Annotated in this window: 11 protein-coding genes and 2 pseudogenes; 9 read left to right on the top strand and 4 right to left on the bottom strand. The window is 71.9% G+C overall.

Features of this window, described 5'->3' with window-relative positions; all coding sequences use genetic code 11:
- The first annotated feature begins 23 nt into the window (after window positions 1–23).
- Window positions 24–659 carry an MBL fold metallo-hydrolase gene (locus tag ACFQZ6_RS29225; protein ID WP_381614850.1) on the top strand — a complete coding sequence of 212 codons (636 nt, stop codon included), beginning with the start codon at window positions 24–26 and terminating at the stop codon, window positions 657–659.
- Between the two features lie 54 nt (window positions 660–713).
- Window positions 714–1,493, top strand: a complete 780-nt coding sequence (locus tag ACFQZ6_RS29230; protein WP_381614853.1) for an exodeoxyribonuclease III — start codon at window positions 714–716, stop codon at window positions 1,491–1,493.
- A gap of 17 nt (window positions 1,494–1,510) precedes the next feature.
- On the opposite strand, the gene ACFQZ6_RS29235 is transcribed toward ACFQZ6_RS29230, so the two are convergent.
- Window positions 1,511–3,331 carry an SGNH/GDSL hydrolase family protein gene (locus tag ACFQZ6_RS29235; RefSeq protein ID WP_381614856.1) on the bottom strand — a complete coding sequence of 607 codons (1,821 nt, stop codon included), beginning with the start codon at window positions 3,329–3,331 and terminating at the stop codon, window positions 1,511–1,513.
- A gap of 231 nt (window positions 3,332–3,562) precedes the next feature.
- Between ACFQZ6_RS29235 and ACFQZ6_RS29240 the strand changes: the two genes are divergently transcribed.
- Together ACFQZ6_RS29240 and ACFQZ6_RS29245 are read left to right on the top strand one after the other, a co-directional pair.
- Window positions 3,563–3,997, top strand: coding sequence for a DUF6278 family protein (locus ACFQZ6_RS29240; protein WP_381614858.1), 435 nt, complete (start codon window positions 3,563–3,565; stop codon window positions 3,995–3,997).
- Window positions 3,998–4,136: 139 nt separating this feature from the next.
- Window positions 4,137–4,880: an amino acid ABC transporter ATP-binding protein gene (locus ACFQZ6_RS29245; RefSeq protein ID WP_381614861.1), complete on the top strand. Its 744-nt coding sequence runs from the start codon at window positions 4,137–4,139 to the stop codon at window positions 4,878–4,880.
- 302 nt (window positions 4,881–5,182) lie between these two features.
- Here ACFQZ6_RS29245 and ACFQZ6_RS29250 read toward each other — a convergent pair.
- From ACFQZ6_RS29250 to map, 3 genes and pseudogenes are all read right to left on the bottom strand, one after another.
- A pseudogene (locus tag ACFQZ6_RS29250) lies at window positions 5,183–5,955 on the bottom strand (hypothetical protein).
- 19 nt (window positions 5,956–5,974) lie between these two features.
- A complete protein-coding gene (locus ACFQZ6_RS29255; protein WP_381614863.1) occupies window positions 5,975–8,566 on the bottom strand; it encodes an ATP-dependent Clp protease ATP-binding subunit in 2,592 nt (863 codons plus the stop codon).
- A 594-nt stretch (window positions 8,567–9,160) separates the two neighbouring features.
- Window positions 9,161–9,943: a type I methionyl aminopeptidase gene (gene map, locus ACFQZ6_RS29260; RefSeq protein ID WP_381614865.1), complete on the bottom strand. Its 783-nt coding sequence runs from the start codon at window positions 9,941–9,943 to the stop codon at window positions 9,161–9,163.
- 32 nt (window positions 9,944–9,975) lie between these two features.
- On the opposite strand from map, the gene ACFQZ6_RS29265 reads away from it, so the two are divergent.
- The 5 genes and pseudogenes from ACFQZ6_RS29265 to ACFQZ6_RS29285 all read left to right on the top strand — a co-directional run bounded on the left by ACFQZ6_RS29265 (window position 9,976) and on the right by ACFQZ6_RS29285 (window position 15,493).
- The gene (locus ACFQZ6_RS29265; protein WP_381614868.1) at window positions 9,976–10,227 is read left to right on the top strand and encodes a helix-turn-helix domain-containing protein; all 252 of its coding nucleotides are present in this window, start codon (window positions 9,976–9,978) and stop codon (window positions 10,225–10,227) included.
- A 126-nt stretch (window positions 10,228–10,353) separates the two neighbouring features.
- On the top strand, window positions 10,354–11,634 hold the full coding sequence (locus tag ACFQZ6_RS29270; RefSeq protein ID WP_381614871.1) for a hypothetical protein: 1,281 nt from the start codon (window positions 10,354–10,356) through the stop codon (window positions 11,632–11,634).
- Between the two features lie 157 nt (window positions 11,635–11,791).
- Window positions 11,792–12,633: pseudogene (locus tag ACFQZ6_RS29275) on the top strand (nitrilase-related carbon-nitrogen hydrolase).
- Window positions 12,630–13,916, top strand: a complete 1,287-nt coding sequence (locus ACFQZ6_RS29280) for an aspartate aminotransferase family protein (protein WP_381614874.1) — start codon at window positions 12,630–12,632, stop codon at window positions 13,914–13,916. The pseudogene ACFQZ6_RS29275 and the gene ACFQZ6_RS29280 overlap by 4 nt, the downstream one beginning before the upstream one ends.
- A 14-nt stretch (window positions 13,917–13,930) precedes the next feature.
- Window positions 13,931–15,493 carry a PucR family transcriptional regulator gene (locus ACFQZ6_RS29285; protein ID WP_381614877.1) on the top strand — a complete coding sequence of 521 codons (1,563 nt, stop codon included), beginning with the start codon at window positions 13,931–13,933 and terminating at the stop codon, window positions 15,491–15,493.
- Window positions 15,494–15,538: the final 45 nt, after the last annotated feature.

A 15,538-nucleotide genomic window follows, 5' to 3' on the forward strand; every position in this document is an offset into this window, starting at 1 on the left:
GCGTCGCGAGGCAGGATGGGACCATGAAGCTCACCAAGAAGTCGCACGCCTGCGTCCGCCTTCAGAAGGACGGACGCACCCTCGTCATCGACCCCGGCATGTTCACCGAGGAGGACGCCACGGTCGGCGCGGACGCCGTGCTCGTCACCCACGAGCACCCCGACCACTTCGACGAGGGACGGCTGCGGGCCGCGCTGGAGGCCAACCCGGCCGCCGAGATCTGGACGCTGCGGTCCGTCGCCGAGCAGATCTCGGCCGCGTTCCCGGGCCGGGTGCACACCGTCGGCCACGGCGACACGTTCACCGCCGCGGGCTTCGACGTCCAGGTGCACGGCGAACTCCACGCGGTCATCCACCCGGACATCCCGCGCGTCACCAACGTCGGCTACCTGGTGGAGGGCGGCAAGGTCTTCCACCCGGGTGACGCGCTGACCGTCCCCGGCCAGCCGGTGGAGACGCTGATGCTGCCGGTCATGGCCCCCTGGAACAAGATCTCCGAGGTCATCGACTACGTCCGCGAGGTCAAGCCGCGACGCGCCTACGACATCCACGACGCCCTCCTCACCGACCTCGCCCGCCCGGTCTACGACCGCCAGATCGGCGCCCTCGGCGGCGCCGACCACCAGCGGCTGGCCCCGGGCGGCACGGCGGAGGTCTGAGTGCCGCAACCCGGCGGGGCGGCGTTGTCAGACCCGCCGGGTAGGTTGTGGGACATGCGCATCGCGACCTGGAACGTGAACTCGATCACCGCCCGCCTGCCCCGGCTCCTGGCCTGGCTGGAGAGCAGCGGCACCGACGTGCTCTGCCTCCAGGAGGCCAAGGTCGCCGAGGAGCAGTTCCCGACCGAGCAACTGCGCGAGATCGGTTACGAGGCCGCCGTACACGCCACCGGCCGGTGGAACGGCGTGGCGGTGCTCTCCCGCGTCGGCCTCACCGACGTCGTCAAGGGCCTGCCCGGCGACCCCGGCTACGACGGCTCGGTGGAGCCCCGCGCCGTCTCCGCCACCTGCGGCCCGGTCCGCGTCTGGTCGGTGTACGTGCCCAACGGCCGCGAGGTCGACCACCCGCACTACGCCTACAAGCTCCAGTGGTTCGAGGCCCTGAAGGCCGCCGTCGCCGGTGACGCGGGCGGCAGCCGCCCCTTCGCCGTCCTCGGCGACTACAACGTGGCGCCGACCGACGACGACGTCTACGACACGGCCGCCTTCGAGGGCCTCACCCACGTCACCCCCGCCGAGCGCGCCGCCCTCACCGCCCTGCGCGAGACCGGCCTCAGCGACGTCGTGCCGCGGCCCCTGAAGTACGACCACCCCTTCACGTACTGGGACTACCGCCAGCTCTGCTTCCCCAAGAACCGCGGGATGCGCATCGACCTCGTCTACGGCAACAAGGCGTTCTCCGACGCCGTCAAGGACGCCTACGTCGACCGGGAGGAGCGCAAGGGCAAGGGGGCCTCGGACCACGCGCCGGTGGTGGTGGATCTGGAGGTGTAGCCCTCTCGCCCCGCGGCTCACAGAAGCGCCAGGTCGACCGACTCGGCCAGTTCCGCGAGGCCCGCGTCGCCCGGGTGCAGGTGGTCGCCGCTGTCGTACTCCGGGCGCATCCGGGTCGGCTGCGCCGGGTCCCGCAGCGCCGCGTCGAAGTCGAGCACCCCGTCGAAGACCGACGCGTCCCGGATGTACGCGTTCACCTCGGCCCGCTCGGCCTCCACCGCCGCCGTGCAGCCCGCGACCCCGCCGCACGGCAGCAGCGTCGCCGCCAGGACCCGTAGTCCCCGCTCGTGGGCGCGGTCCGCGAGCTGCCGCAGCCCCGCGACGACCTCGTCCGCCGAGGCGCCCGACAGCAGGTCGTTGATGCCCTGGAACACCACCGCCGTGCGCACCGACGTCTGCGCCAGCACGTCCCGGTCCAGCCGGTTCAGCGCGCTCACCCCGCCCAGGTCCGCCGACACGCCGTCCCCGGGGTAGCGGTCGCTGAGCACCCGGTTCGCCGAGACGCCCTGGTTGAGCACGCCGTAGCGCGGCACCGCGGACTGCGCCAGCAGCCGGGTCGCCAGCACGTCCGGCCAGCGCCGGTTCGCGCCCACCGTCGACCGGTCACCGTCCGTGATCGAGTCGCCCAGCATCACCACCGACCCCGGCCCACCGCCCACGTCGACCCCGGTGAGCAGCGGCCAGTTCGTGATCGTCGATGTGTACGCCGTCGCCGGGCCGTCCGCCGAGTGGTCGCCGGGCTCACTGACGTACGACCGCTGCACCGCGAGCCGGTGCACCGGCACCGCCGACACCGTGCCGGGGAGGTGGAAGCTGACCAGCAGGTTGGCGTCCGCGGGCACCTGGAAGGCCAGCGGATCGCTGTACGCCTGCGTCCCCGCCGGGAGCACCGCCGCCGACGCGCCCCCGAACGTCACCGGCACCGGCCCGCCGCGCGCCGCCGCGCCGCTGTCCTGCACGGCGACCGTCGCCCGGCCGATCCGCACCGGCGCCCCCGCGAAGGTGTTGTCGAACCGCAGCCGCACCCGCGGCCCGCCCACCGAGGTGTGCACCACCAGCCGCAGCGTCCGGTCGGTCCACGGGCCGACCGCCTGGTACCCGGACGTCGCCGTCGCCCAGCTCCCGGTCCAGTCCGCCGCGACCGGGCGCACCGCCACCGAGAACACGTGCAGCGCGGGCGCGTACGGCAACTGCACGGAGACCACCTGGCGGCCCGCCGCGACCGGCACCGTCACCACGTACAGCCGCGCCTTCTCGGCGAGCTGGCCGTCGGGCGTGTTGACGTGCGGCAGCGCCACCGCCTTGGTCGCGAGCGGACCGGTACGCCAGTCGGGGGCGGTCAGCCGGTACGAGGAGAGGGAGCCGTCGGCGTACGAGACCGTGCCGGAGCCGGTGACGCCGTCGCCGTCCGTGCCCGCGACCAGGAAGGCCAGCGCGTCGCCGGTGCCGCCCAGCCAGACGCTCTGCCCGGCCGCACGCACGTTGTCCGGGCTGCCCGGGGCGCTGTTCGGCCAGGTCAGCCGGGCGCCCTGCACGGTCAGCGCGCCGCCCGGCGTCCAGCCCGCCGCCTTGAGGTCCTGGGCGGAGAGGGAGGCGCCGAGGCCGTCGAAGTCGGCCTTCTCGGGGGTGGCGTCGTCGCTGACCGCGGTGTTGTCGTAGAGGCGGTCCAGGGGGAGGGGGGCGAGGAGGCGTTCCGCGGCCTGGGCGCTGTTGCCGACTCCGGGGAGGAGGGCCGTGAGGAGGGTGAGGAGGAGGGGGAGGGTGAGGAGGAGGGTGAGGGCCGTGAGGCCGTGGGGGGTGCGGGGGGTGCTGGGGGGCCCGAGGTGGTGGGGCAGCAAGGCCGGTACTCCCGGGGTGTGGGTGTGGGGGTGGGTTCCGGGTCTTACGGTGGTGGTTTTGTGGTCTTACGGGACTGAGTGACCCGTTGGTCGTGAATGAGTCACCGTGAAGCTAGGGAGGTGATCGGCGCAGGTCAACGAGCCATGCGTGAGCGGTGCGGGAAACCCCCCGCACGCTGAGGTCCGCGCGCCTGTGGTGCGCACGCGGGTGCGAATGACAGGCTGGTCCGTATGAACATCCCTTTCCTGGGCGGTCGGCGGAAGAAGCGGGGCGCCGCGCTTCTGACGGCGGGCGGTGACGCGCCCGACCCCGAGGGGATCGCCGGTCTGCTGTCCGAGTGCGAGCTGCTGCGGTCGCAGGCGTCCCGGGCGGGCGTCCTGCTCGATGACTCGGTGGCCTCGCTCGAAGCGCTGGACCAACTGCTGCCGCGTTGGCGTGACGACGAGGAGACGCTGCCGTGGCTCGGCAACGACGCCGGTCTGTATCTGGGCACGGTCATCGTGCGGACGGTGCCTGGGGCGGCCTGGGACATCTGGTCCACCGGTGAACCCGTCGTCCGGCTGGCCTCCGGGCGTGAGTTCGACGTCGTGACCGTGGGGCAGGAGTGGGCGGCCCATGGGGTGCCTGAGCTGTCGCAGTTGTATGCGGAGATCGCGGAGGCATGAGGTGCCGGGGCGGGTGGTGTGTGGTTAATACGGTTTATCGGGGTGGGGGTGTGTGGCGTGCTGTGAGGTGCGCGTTGTCTGGTTAGTTTGCGGCGGTCGCCGTAGATGCGTGAACAGTTGAGAGTGAGTAGGGCTGAGCATGGCCGTCGAGCCGCTGATCGAGCTGCGTGACGTCAACAAGTTCTTCGGTGACCTGCATGTCCTCCAGGACATCGACCTCACCGTGGGCAGGGGAGAGGTGGTCGTCGTCATCGGCCCCTCGGGCTCGGGGAAGTCCACGCTGTGCCGCGCGATCAACCGGCTGGAACCCATCCACTCCGGCACGATCCTGCTGGACGGGCAGCCGCTCCCGGACGAGGGCAAGGCGCTCGCGGCGCTCCGCGCCGACGTGGGGATGGTCTTCCAGTCGTTCAACCTCTTCGCCCACAAGACCGTCCTGCAGAACATCTCGCTCGGGCAGGTCAAGGTCCGCAGACGCAAGAAGGAGGACGCCGACAAGCGCTCCCGCCAACTGCTCGACCGCGTCGGCCTCGCCGACCAGGCGGACAAGTACCCCGCCCAGCTCTCCGGCGGGCAGCAGCAGCGGGTCGCCATCGCGCGGGCGCTCGCCATGGAACCCAAGGTCATGCTCTTCGACGAGCCGACGTCGGCCCTCGACCCCGAGATGATCAACGAGGTCCTGGAGGTGATGCGGCAGCTCGCCCGGGACGGCATGACCATGGTCGTCGTCACCCACGAGATGGGCTTCGCCCGGTCCGCGGCCAACCGGGTGGTGTTCATGTCGGACGGCCGGGTCGTCGAGGACCGCAGCCCCGACGAGTTCTTCACCAACCCGAGCAGCGAGCGGGCGCGGGACTTCCTTTCCAAGATCCTCAAGCATTGAGGGGGCCTGAGGGCTGCGGGACTTGGGGTCCCGTGGTCCGGGTCGGGAGGTGAAGGACGTGCCGGGAGGAGGGGTGGTTCAGACCTCGACTACGATGTGGCGTTCAACCCTATGAGCCAGACCCGGCCGGGCGTGGCCGCCGATCACTGCTCACGCGGTGGCACCGACATCCAGGGGGGTGCCGGTCGCCGCGGAGGAGAAGGTCAGCCGCGCGCCGGACGGGTTGGCTTGGTCTTCTGGGGCGCTGTTCTCGTCTTCTTGCTGGCCGCGGTGCGAACTCTTACTGGCCCCGGTGCGAATTCTTACTGGCCGCGGTGCGAGTTCTTTGTTTTGGGCGGAGTCGACGCGGCCGGTACGGGGAGCGGGGTCTGGGCCGTGCGGGTCATGTCGCCCACCAGCTCCACCACGTCCGGGCCGTACGCCTGGGAGTTGACGACCTTCAGCAGCAGGACGAAGGAGTTGCCGCCGTACTTGCGGGCCAGGCGCTCGTGGTGGCGGGCCAGGTAGCGGGTCGCCGCCTGGTTGGTGATCGCCCGCTGGCCGCAGAAGAGGAACACCGGGCGGGTCTCCCGCCGGTCACCGGCCGTCAGCCGCGCCAGCAGCACGTACTCCGTGATCCCCGGCTCCATGCGGTAGCGCTCGGTGCCTATCAGGAAGGCGCCCCGGTCCGGACCGGTTCGGGGTCCACGTTGACGCGGACGCCCGGCAGCATCGCCGCCATGTGGGCGACCATACGGCGGTTGGAACCCGGGCCGCCCACGCAGAACTCGGTGCGCTCGCCGAAGCCCTGCGGGTTGGCGTCCTGGGTGACCACCTGGACGTGCGCGCCGCAGTCCTTGATCAGCGCGGACAGTTCCAGCAGCGCGAACACGTCGAAGCGGTGCACCGCCGGTTCCGCCGTGGCCGGGTCGCGGTTGACGACGAGCAGCGACTCCGAGTTCTCCGGCAGGCCGAAGAAGGCCTGTTTGCGGCGGAGTTTCCGCTTCCACAGGTACGTACGGGCGATCCAGCCCAGCGCCGCGCTGATGCCCGCCGCGACCACGCCCAGGACGATGTTGCGCACGTCGTCATTCATGGGCGGGGATGGTAGCGGGTCAACGCAAACCCGTGTTCGACGCGGGGCTCTCCGAGGGGGCCGACGGGGTGGTGAACCTCAGGGTGCCGTTCTGGGCGTCCACCGTCACCTGGTCGCCCTCCTTGAGGCGGCCGTCCAGGAGGAGGCGGGAGAGGCGGTTGTCGACCTCGCGCTGGATCGTGCGGCGCAGTGGGCGGGCGCCGTACTCCGGCTGGAAGCCCTCCCTGGACAGCCAGTCCACCGCCGCGTCCGTGAACTCCACCGTGATGTCCTGCGCGTGCAGCAGGCGGCGGGTGCCCTCCAGGAGGAGGTGGGTGATGCGGTGCAGTTGGTCGGGGGAGAGCTGGCGGAACACCACGATCTCGTCGATACGGTTGAGGAACTCCGGGCGGAAGTGCTCCCGCAGCGGGCGCATGATCTGCTCCCGGCGCGCCTCCTCGTCCGCCTCCGTGCCGCCCGAGCCGAAGCCGATGCCCGCGCCGCGGCGGGTGATCGCCTCCGAGCCCAGGTTGCTCGTCATCACGATGACCGTGTTGGTGAAGTCCACCGTGCGGCCCTGGGAGTCGGTCAGACGGCCGTCGTCCAGGACCTGGAGCAGGATGTTGAAGACGTCCGGGTGTGCCTTCTCCACCTCGTCGAGGAGGAGGAGTGAGTACGGGTGGCGGCGGACGACCTCGGTGAGCTGGCCCGCCTCCTCGTGGCCGACGTAGCCGGGGGGCGCGCCGACCAGGCGGCTGACCGTGTGCCGCTCCTGGTACTCGCTCATGTCCAGGCGGACCATGCGGTCCTCGCTGCCGAACAGGGCCTCCGCGAGGGCCCGCGCGAGTTCCGTCTTGCCGACGCCGGTCGGGCCGAGGAAGAGGAAGCTGCCGATCGGGCGGCCCGGGTCGGCCAGTCCCGCCCTTGAGCGCATGATCGCGTCGGACACCACGCGGACCGCCTCGTCCTGGCCCACGACGCGTTCGTGGAGGTGGTCTTCGAGGCCGAGGAGGCGGTCCTTCTCCTCCTCGGTGAGGCGGCTCACCGGGATGCCCGTCTGGCGGGACACCACCTCGGCGATCGCCTCCGCGGTGACCTCCAGGTGCTGGCCCTCGTCCGCCTCGCCGTCGTGGCTGGCCTCGGCGATGCGCCGCTTGAGCGCGGTGATGCGGTCGCGTAGGCGCATCGCCTCCTCGTACTGCTCGTCCGCGACCGCCTGGTCCTTGTCGCGGGTGAGCTGGTCCGCCTCGCGTTCCATGGCCCGTACGTCCGTGCCCTTGGTCTTGGCGCGGAGGCGGACGCGGGCGCCCGCCTGGTCGATCAGGTCGATCGCCTTGTCCGGGAGGCGGCGGTCGGTGAGGTAGCGGTCCGAGAGTTCCACGGCTGCCGTGAGGGCCTCGTCCGTGTAGCGGACCTGGTGGTGGGCCTCGTAGCGGTCGCGCAGGCCACGGAGGATCTCCACGGCGTCGGTGGTGGTGGGTTCCGGGACGAGGATCGGCTGGAAGCGGCGGGCGAGGGCGGCGTCCTTCTCGATCCTGCGGAACTCTTCGAGTGTCGTCGCGCCCACGATGTGCAGTTCGCCCCGGGAGAGCGCCGGTTTGAGGATGTTGCCCGCGTCCATCGAGCCGCCCTCGCCGCCCGCGCCCGCGCCGACGACCGTGTGCAGTTCGTCGATGAAGACGATCAGGCGGTCGGTGTTGGCGCGGATCTCGCTGACGATGTTGTTGAGGCGTTCCTCGAAGTCGCCGCGGTAGCGGGTGCCCGCGACGACGCCGCTGAGGTCGAGGGCGACGACGCGGCGGCCGGTGAGGACGTCCGGGACGTCCGCGTCCGCGATGCGCTGGGCGAGGCCCTCGACGATGGCGGTCTTGCCGACGCCCGCGTCGCCGATGAGCACCGGGTTGTTCTTGCCGCGGCGGGACAGGACCTCGATCGTCTGCTCGATCTCCTCGTCGCGGCCGATGACCGGGTCGATACGGCCCTGGCGGGCCATGTCCGTGAGGTCGCGGCCGTACTTGTCGAGGGTGGGGGTGTCGGAGCGGGGCGGCTCCGGGCCGACGCGGGGGGCTCCGCCCTTGCCCTGCGGGGCGCGGAGGGAGGGGTCGGTGGCGTCGGGGGGCAGGTTGCCCGGGGTGAAGCGGGCGGCGTTGAGGATGTGGCCCGCGGCGGAGTCGGGGTTGGAGGCGAGGGCGCTGAGGACGTGCTCGGGGCCGATGTAGCCCGCGCCGCTGGAGCGGGCCATGTCGTGGGCGTCCAGGAGGGCGCGCTTGACGGCCGGGGTGAGGGAGAGGGAGGTGGGGGGTGGGGCCTCGCCCTCCGGGTACTGGACCGGGCCGGAGCGCTCGTCGATCTCCGAGGCGAGGGAGTCGGGGTCGGCCACGCCTGCGCGGCTGAGGAGGCTGCGGGTGGGTTCGGTGCCGAGGGCCGCGCGGAGCAGGTGCTCGGTGTCGAGGTCGCGGCTGCCGTGCTCGGCGGCGTACTGGGCGGCGCCTCGGACCAGTTCGCGGGCCGGTTGACTGAGCAGTCGGCCTATGTCGATCTGGCGGGGGCGGGGGCCGCCGAAGAAACGGGCGAGGAATTCTCCGAAGGGGTCCGGGCCGTAGCCCTGCGGACCGTTGAAGCCGCTGGTCATGGCCTTCCGTTCCGGCGCCCCTGGACGGCCTCGCGGTGGCCGCCCGGGGGCGCGCTCGCTGATCGACGTGCAGGTTCGGACGCGGGTGCCCGGTGGTGTTCCGGTTACACCTGCGGCCACCTTCGCACGATCGGGGGCGGGCAGCATGTCGTGCGATGCCTGCGGCGGCCTGTGGCTGGTCCGGTGGGTGGCGGGCGTAGCGCTTTACACCGGGGGGTGGGTCGGGGCCGCGCCGGGGGGTGTCCGTCCTCGGAACCGCGCGGGCTGTACGGCTGTGAAGGTGCCGGTGTTCTGCGCGCGAACCACTGCGGGCGGACACCCCCCGACACGGCCCCTTCCGTCGTACGGCGACTGCGGGCCGTCGCTGGCTAGTGCCCTAGCTGCCTTAGCTGCGGGCAGCCGCGCCGTCGTAGCCGCCTTAGCTGCGGGCAGTCGTGCCGCTGGGGCGATGGGGGTCCCCCCTGCTCGAGCGAAGCCGAGAGCTTGGGGGAGGGTGGGCGCAGCGGCACCCCGTTAGCGCCGGGCGCGCGACCCACCCAGCGGTACGGGCATCCGCGGCACCCGTCAACGCAGGGCCCCGCATACCCACCCGCCCTACTCCACCCGCACCGCCCGTTCCGTAAGCACCCGCGGTCCCGCTTCCGTGATCGCCACCGTGTGCTCCGCGTGGGCCGCGCGGGAACCGTCGTTCGTGCGCAGGGTCCAGCCGTCAGGTGCCGCGTGGTACCCGTCCCGCCCCCCGGCGATGACCATCGGCTCGATCGCGAGGACCATGCCGTGCCGCAGCGGCAGCCCCCGCCCTGGACGCCCCTCGTTGGGCACCCCCGGGTCCTCGTGCATCGCGCGCCCGATGCCATGGCCGCCGAAGCCGTCGGGGATGCCGTACCCCGCCGCCCGGCACACGGACCCCACCGCGTGGGCGATGTCGCCGATGCGGTTGCCGACGACCGCCGCCTCGATGCCCGCGGCGAGCGCCCGCTCGGCGGTCTCGATCAGCCGTAGGTCGGCGGCCCGCGGGCGCCCGACGGTGAAGCTGATGGCCGAGTCGCCCGCCCAGCCGTCCAGGAGCGCGCCGCAGTCGATGGAGACGAGGTCACCGTCGCGCAGCCGGTAGGTCGTGGGGATGCCGTGCACGATCGCGTCGTTCACGGAGGCGCAGATGACCGCGGGGAACGGGGTCGGGGCGAAGGAGGGGCGGTAGCCGAGGAAGGGCGAGGTCGCGCCCGCCTCGCGGAGCACCCCGCGGGCCACCTCGTCCAGCTCCAGCAGGGAAACGCCCACGTCAGCCGCTTCTCGTACGGCGGTCAGGGCCTGCCCGACCACCCGGCCCGCGGCGTGCATCGCGTCGATCGATGTGTCTGTCTTGAGCTCCACCATGCCAATTACTATACCGGTATTAGAATGGCGCCATGGTGCGCACCCCTCTCACCCCCGAAGAACGCGAGCGCGGTGAACGGCTCGGACGGTTGCTGCGTGACGCCCGCGGCGGCCGGAGCATGGCCGAGGTCGCGGCGAGTGCCGGGATCTCCGCCGAGACGCTCCGGAAGATCGAGACCGGGCGGGCGCCGACCCCGGCGTTCTTCACGGTGGCCGCGCTGGCCCGCGCGCTCGGGCTGTCGATGGACGAGTTGGTGGGGCGGTGTGCCGTCGTCGGGGTCTGACGTCACCCTCGCGGGCCGGTGGATCTGAGAGTCTCGCGTCCCTTTTGAAAACTCCCCGTAGTTAGCCTGTAACACGGCTGGTGTTGTGTACGGGGCCGGAGGCTCCGGTCGTACGGGGGTTGGGCGATGGCAGTGGATCAACTCCCGGGAAGGGTGCGGGAGTTCACGGACTACCTGAACGGACTGATGACCCGCCTGGACCACGGGTCCGGGTGGTGCGCGGTGTTCTGGCAGCGCGACCCCGAGGGTATGCAGGCGTGCCTCGAAGGGCTTGAGATGCCGCCCTGGGACGTCGTGGAAGCGTTGTTGCAGGACCTCGCCGGGGAGTACGGCCCTGGCGCCGCGGTCGCCGAGCAGGAGCGGGCCCGTGCGCTGCACGCCGCCGCGCTGGCCGCGTACGACGCCCGGCCCGGCGCGCGGGACGCCCTCGGTGACCGGCTCGATGTGATGCTCCGGGAGCAGAAGTACGCCGCCGAGCGGCTGGCCGGGCTGGGGCGGGCGCTCGCCTCGGTGACCGATCCGGAGCAGGACCGCGTGCTGCGGCTCGATCTCGCCTGGGCCCGCGATGACCATGAGCGGGCCACCGCGCGTTGCGCCGAACTCCGGGCCCGGATGGAGAAGGTGGAGTCCTCCCCTCCTGCCGCTGTTGCGGATGCTGCTCCGGCTGCGGTTCCTTCCGTCCCCGCCGTGCCCAAGCAGCGCAAGCGGCGGCGGGGGAGTGCCCGCTTCGCGGGGATGGTGGAGGAGGAGGCCGGGGCCGCCCCTGTCGCGGAGGTCGTGCCGGTCGCGGGGAGCGTGCCCCGTGGGGCGCGGTTCGCCGGGGCCGATGAGGGGGCGGTGCGGGTGCCGTCCGCCGAGTCGGAGGCCGTGGTGGACGAGGGGGTGCGGCGGCAAGTCGGCGGGGTGGTGGCGGCGCTGTTGCGGTTGCGGCGGGAAGGGCGCAGTGGGGAGGCCCATGTGCTGCTGGTGGAGGCCGCCTACTGGCCCGCCGCCTGGTACCCGCTGCTGGCCGTGGAGTTGGAGCGGGCGGGGCTGGGGGCCGACTGGGCCACGTTGTTGTGGGAGGCGGCCTCGCTGCCCGCGGACCGGCTGGTCGCCGCCGCTGACGCGCTGGTGGCCGCCGGGCGGGCCGGGGACGGGCAGCAGATCCTGCGGCAGGGCGTCGTACGGCCCGCGGAGGAGATCGGCGTCGCCGTGCTCGGGCTGGTCGGTGCGGGACGGCGGCGGGAGGTCGGGGCGCTGCTCGACGCCTGTGTGCGGATGCGGACGCCGGAGGAGGCCGCCCGGAGCGCCGTGCCCGATCCGCAGACGCTGGTGCCGTTGCTGCTGGAGGCGGCGCGGCAGGTCTCCGAGGAGCGGCACTGGGACGTGCTGCACGCCCTGCGGGTGGCGGGGCTGACCGTCTGACCGGCCCTGTCGGTCGTCCCCGGGAGGGTGAAACACGCCCGTCTCCACGGGTTAACGACGGTGGTCTTGGCAAGGCCGTTCCCTAGGCATACGTTCATCCCTCTACCGCCTGCTCTACGGGCGTAGAGGCTCTGACGTCCCGTCGAAGGAGCAGCTCATGGCCAACGTCGTACGCGCCGCTCTGGTCCAGGCGACCTGGACCGGGGACACCGGGTCCATGGTGGCGAAACACGAGGAGCACGCCCGTGCGGCGGCCGGCAGGGTGCCAAGGTCATCGGGTTCCAGGAGGTCTTCAACGCGCCCTACTTCTGCCAGGTGCAGGATTCCGAGCACTACCGGTGGGCCGAGCCGGTGCCGGACGGGCCGACCGTGCGGCGTATGCGGGACGTCGCGCGGGAGACCGGGATGGTGATCGTGGTGCCGGTCTTCGAGGTGGAGGAGACGGGGTTCTACTACAACACCGCCGCTGTGATCGATGCTGACGGGAGTTATCTGGGGAAGTACCGGAAGCATCACATTCCGCAGGTGAAGGGGTTCTGGGAGAAGTTCTATTTTCGGCCTGGGAATCTGGGGTGGCCTGTTTTTGATACCGCTGTGGGGAAGGTGGGGGTCTATATTTGTTATGACCGGCACTTTCCTGAGGGGTGGCGGGAGCTGGGGTTGAACGGGGCCCAGTTGGTTTACAATCCGTCGGCCACGCATCGGGGGCTCTCGTCTTATCTGTGGCGGCTTGAGCAGCCTGCCGCGGCGGTCGCCAATGAGTATTTCGTCGCCGCCATCAACCGGGTGGGTGTTGAGGAGTACGGGGACAACGACTTCTACGGCAGTAGTTATTTCGTTGATCCCCGGGGGCAGTTCGTGGGGGAGGTCGCCAGTGACGGCGAGGAGGAGCTCGTCGTCCGGGACCTTGACTTCGGGGTGATCGAGGAAGTGCGGCAGCAGTGGGCGTTCTACCGGGACCGCCGTCCCGACGCGTACGAAGGGCTGGTGCGACCGTGAGCAAGGATCTGCTGGGGCGTCATCGTGAGGTGCTGCCCGACTGGCTCGCTCTCTACTATGACGAGCCCCTTGAGATCACTCATGGGGAGGGGCGGTATGTGTGGGATGCCGAGGGGAGGAGATACCTTGATTTCTTCGGGGGAATTCTGACTACCATGACCGCTCATGCCCTGCCTGAGGTTGCCAAGGCGGTGAGTGAGCAGGCCGGGCGGATTGTTCATTCGTCCACCCTTTATCTGAATCGGCCCATGATCGAGTTGGCCGAGCGGATCGCGCGGTTGAGTGGGATTCCCGATGCGCGGGTCTTCTTCACGACCTCGGGGACCGAGGCCAACGACACCGCGTTGTTGCTGGCCACCACGTACCGGCGTAGCAACACCGTGCTGGCCATGCGGAACAGCTACCACGGGCGGTCCTTCAGCACGGTGGGGATCACCGGGAACCGTGGCTGGTCGCCCACCTCGCTGTCGCCGCTCCAGACGCTGTACGTGCACGGGGGCGTGCGGGGGCGCGGGCCCTTCGCGGAGCTGGGGGACGAGGAGTTCATCGCCGCCTGTGTGGCGGACCTGCGGGACCTGCTCGGGCACACCAGGCCGCCCGCCGCGTTGATCGCCGAGCCCGTGCAGGGCGTGGGCGGGTTCACCGCGCCGCCGGACGGGCTGTACGCCGCCTTCCGCGAGGTGCTGCACGAGCGGGGCATCCTGTGGATCGCCGACGAGGTGCAGACCGGCTGGGGGCGCACCGGTGAGCACTTCTGGGGCTGGCAGGCGCACGGGCGCGGCGGGCCACCGGACATCGTGACCTTCGCCAAGGGCATCGGCAACGGGATGTCGATCGGGGGTGTGATCGCTCGTGCCGAGATCATGAACTGTCTGGACTCCAACAGCATTTCCACCTTCGGTGGTACGCAGATCACCATGGCCGCGGGGCTCGCCAATCTGACGTATCTGCTGGAGCACGACCTGCAGGGCAACGCCCGGCGGGTCGGCGGGCTGCTCATCGAGCGGCTGCGGGCCGTCGGAGCGCAGGTTCCCGCGGTGCGGGAGGTGCGCGGGCGCGGGCTGATGATCGGGATCGAGCTGGCGCGGCCGGGCACCGGCGAGGCCGATCCCGAGGCCGCCGCCGCGGTGCTGGAGGCCGCCCGCGCGGGTGGGCTGCTCATCGGCAAGGGCGGTGGGCACGACACCAGTGCCCTGCGGATCGCGCCGCCGATGTCGCTGACCGTCGCGGAGGCCGAGGAGGGCGCCGCGATCCTGGAAGACGCCCTGCGGAGCATCCAGTAGCAGGAGCGCGCGCCATGACCATCGCCCTGGGGACAGTGGAACCGGCCCTGTCGGTCCGGCAGGTGCTCAGGCTGGAGCGGGTGCTCGCCGGGGAGCCCGAGGTGGTCGCCGGTGCCGACCAGCTCGACCGGGCCGTGCGCTGGGTGCACGTCGCCGAGGCCGCCGACGTCGGGGTGATGCTCAGCGGCGGGGAGATGGTGCTCACCACGGGCGTGCTGCTCGCGGGGGACGAGGGCAAGCAGGCCGAGTACATCAGGTCCCTGCACCGGGCGGAGGCCGCCGCGGTGGTGCTGGGGCTCGGGCGGGCCTTCCGGACGCCGCCGGAGGTGATGCGGCGGGCCGCCGAGCGGTGCGGGCTGCCGCTCGTGGTGCTGCACCGGCCGTTCCCGTTCGCGGAGCTGACCGAGGAGGTGCAGTCCCGGCTGGTGCGGCGGAAGTTCGCCGCCGTGAGTCTGTCGGAGGCCGTGCGGACCGCTCTGACGGGGCTGATCACCGCGGGGGCGCCGCTTCAGCGGTTGCTGGACGAGGTGGCGCAGCACAGTGGGTGTCCGGTCGTCGTGACCAACCTCGCCCACCGGGTGCTGGCCACCGCGGGGGAGCGGTCCGCCGTCGACGACGTGCTGCGGGACTGGGAGCGCATCGCCCGGCAGGCCGGGGGGCGGGAGGGCGCCGGGTGGATCAGGGCCGAGCTGGGCGGGCGCGGGGAGCGGTGGGGGCGGATCGTGTTGTGCGGTTACCGGGGGGACACCGCCACCGGGCGGCTGCTCGCCGACCGGGCCGCCGAGGCGCTGGTGCTGCACCGGATGCTCGGCGGCTCCGCGCACAGTTGGGAGGAGGAGTCCGCGCAGTCGCTCCTCACCGACCTGGTCTCCGGTGTCGTACCGGCGCGGCAATTGCTGCCGCGTGCGCGGGCCGCAGGGCTGCCCGTCAACCGGCGGACGTTCGTGCCGCTGGTGGTGCGGGACGGGGACGCCGGGCAGTTGGACCGGGTGCTGCGGCTGCTCGGGCTGCCGGGGCTGGTGGCCGAGCTGGCGGACGGGGCGACCGCGGTGCTGCTGAGCCTGCCCCGGGACCAGGACGCCGACGCGCTCGCCGCGCACTTCGCCGTGCGGCTGCGGGCGGAGTCGGGGGCGGAGCGACTGGTGGTGGCCGGGGCCGGGGCGTGTACCGGCTGGGACGAGGTGCCCGCGGGGCTGCGCGAGGCGCGGCACGTCGCGGAGGCCGTCGCCGGGTCGTCGGCCGCGCTGGAACTGCCGGCGGTGGTGCGGCTGAGGGACGTCCACCTGCGGGGGCTGGTACGGCTGTTGCGGGACGACCCGCAGGTGCAGGCCTTCGCCGAGCGGGAGTTGGACGGGCTGCTGTGCGGGGGTGAGGAGGATCTGCTGCCGGTGTTGCGGACCTACCTCGCCACCGGGCGGAACAAGTCGCGTACGGCGCGGCTCCACCATGTGTCGCGGCCCGCGCTCTACCGGCGGCTGGAGGCGATACAGACGCGGCTGGGGGTGGACCTCGACGACTTCGAGCAGGCCGCCTCCGTGCACATCGCGCTCCTCGCGCATGACGCGCAACAGGGGTGAAACATGCGGCCACCTGCGAAAACGGCGGTGAAACATGGGGCAGAC

The organism is Streptomyces flavalbus, from assembly GCF_042674625.1.
Taxonomy (GTDB): domain Bacteria; phylum Actinomycetota; class Actinomycetes; order Streptomycetales; family Streptomycetaceae; genus Streptomyces; species Streptomyces flavalbus.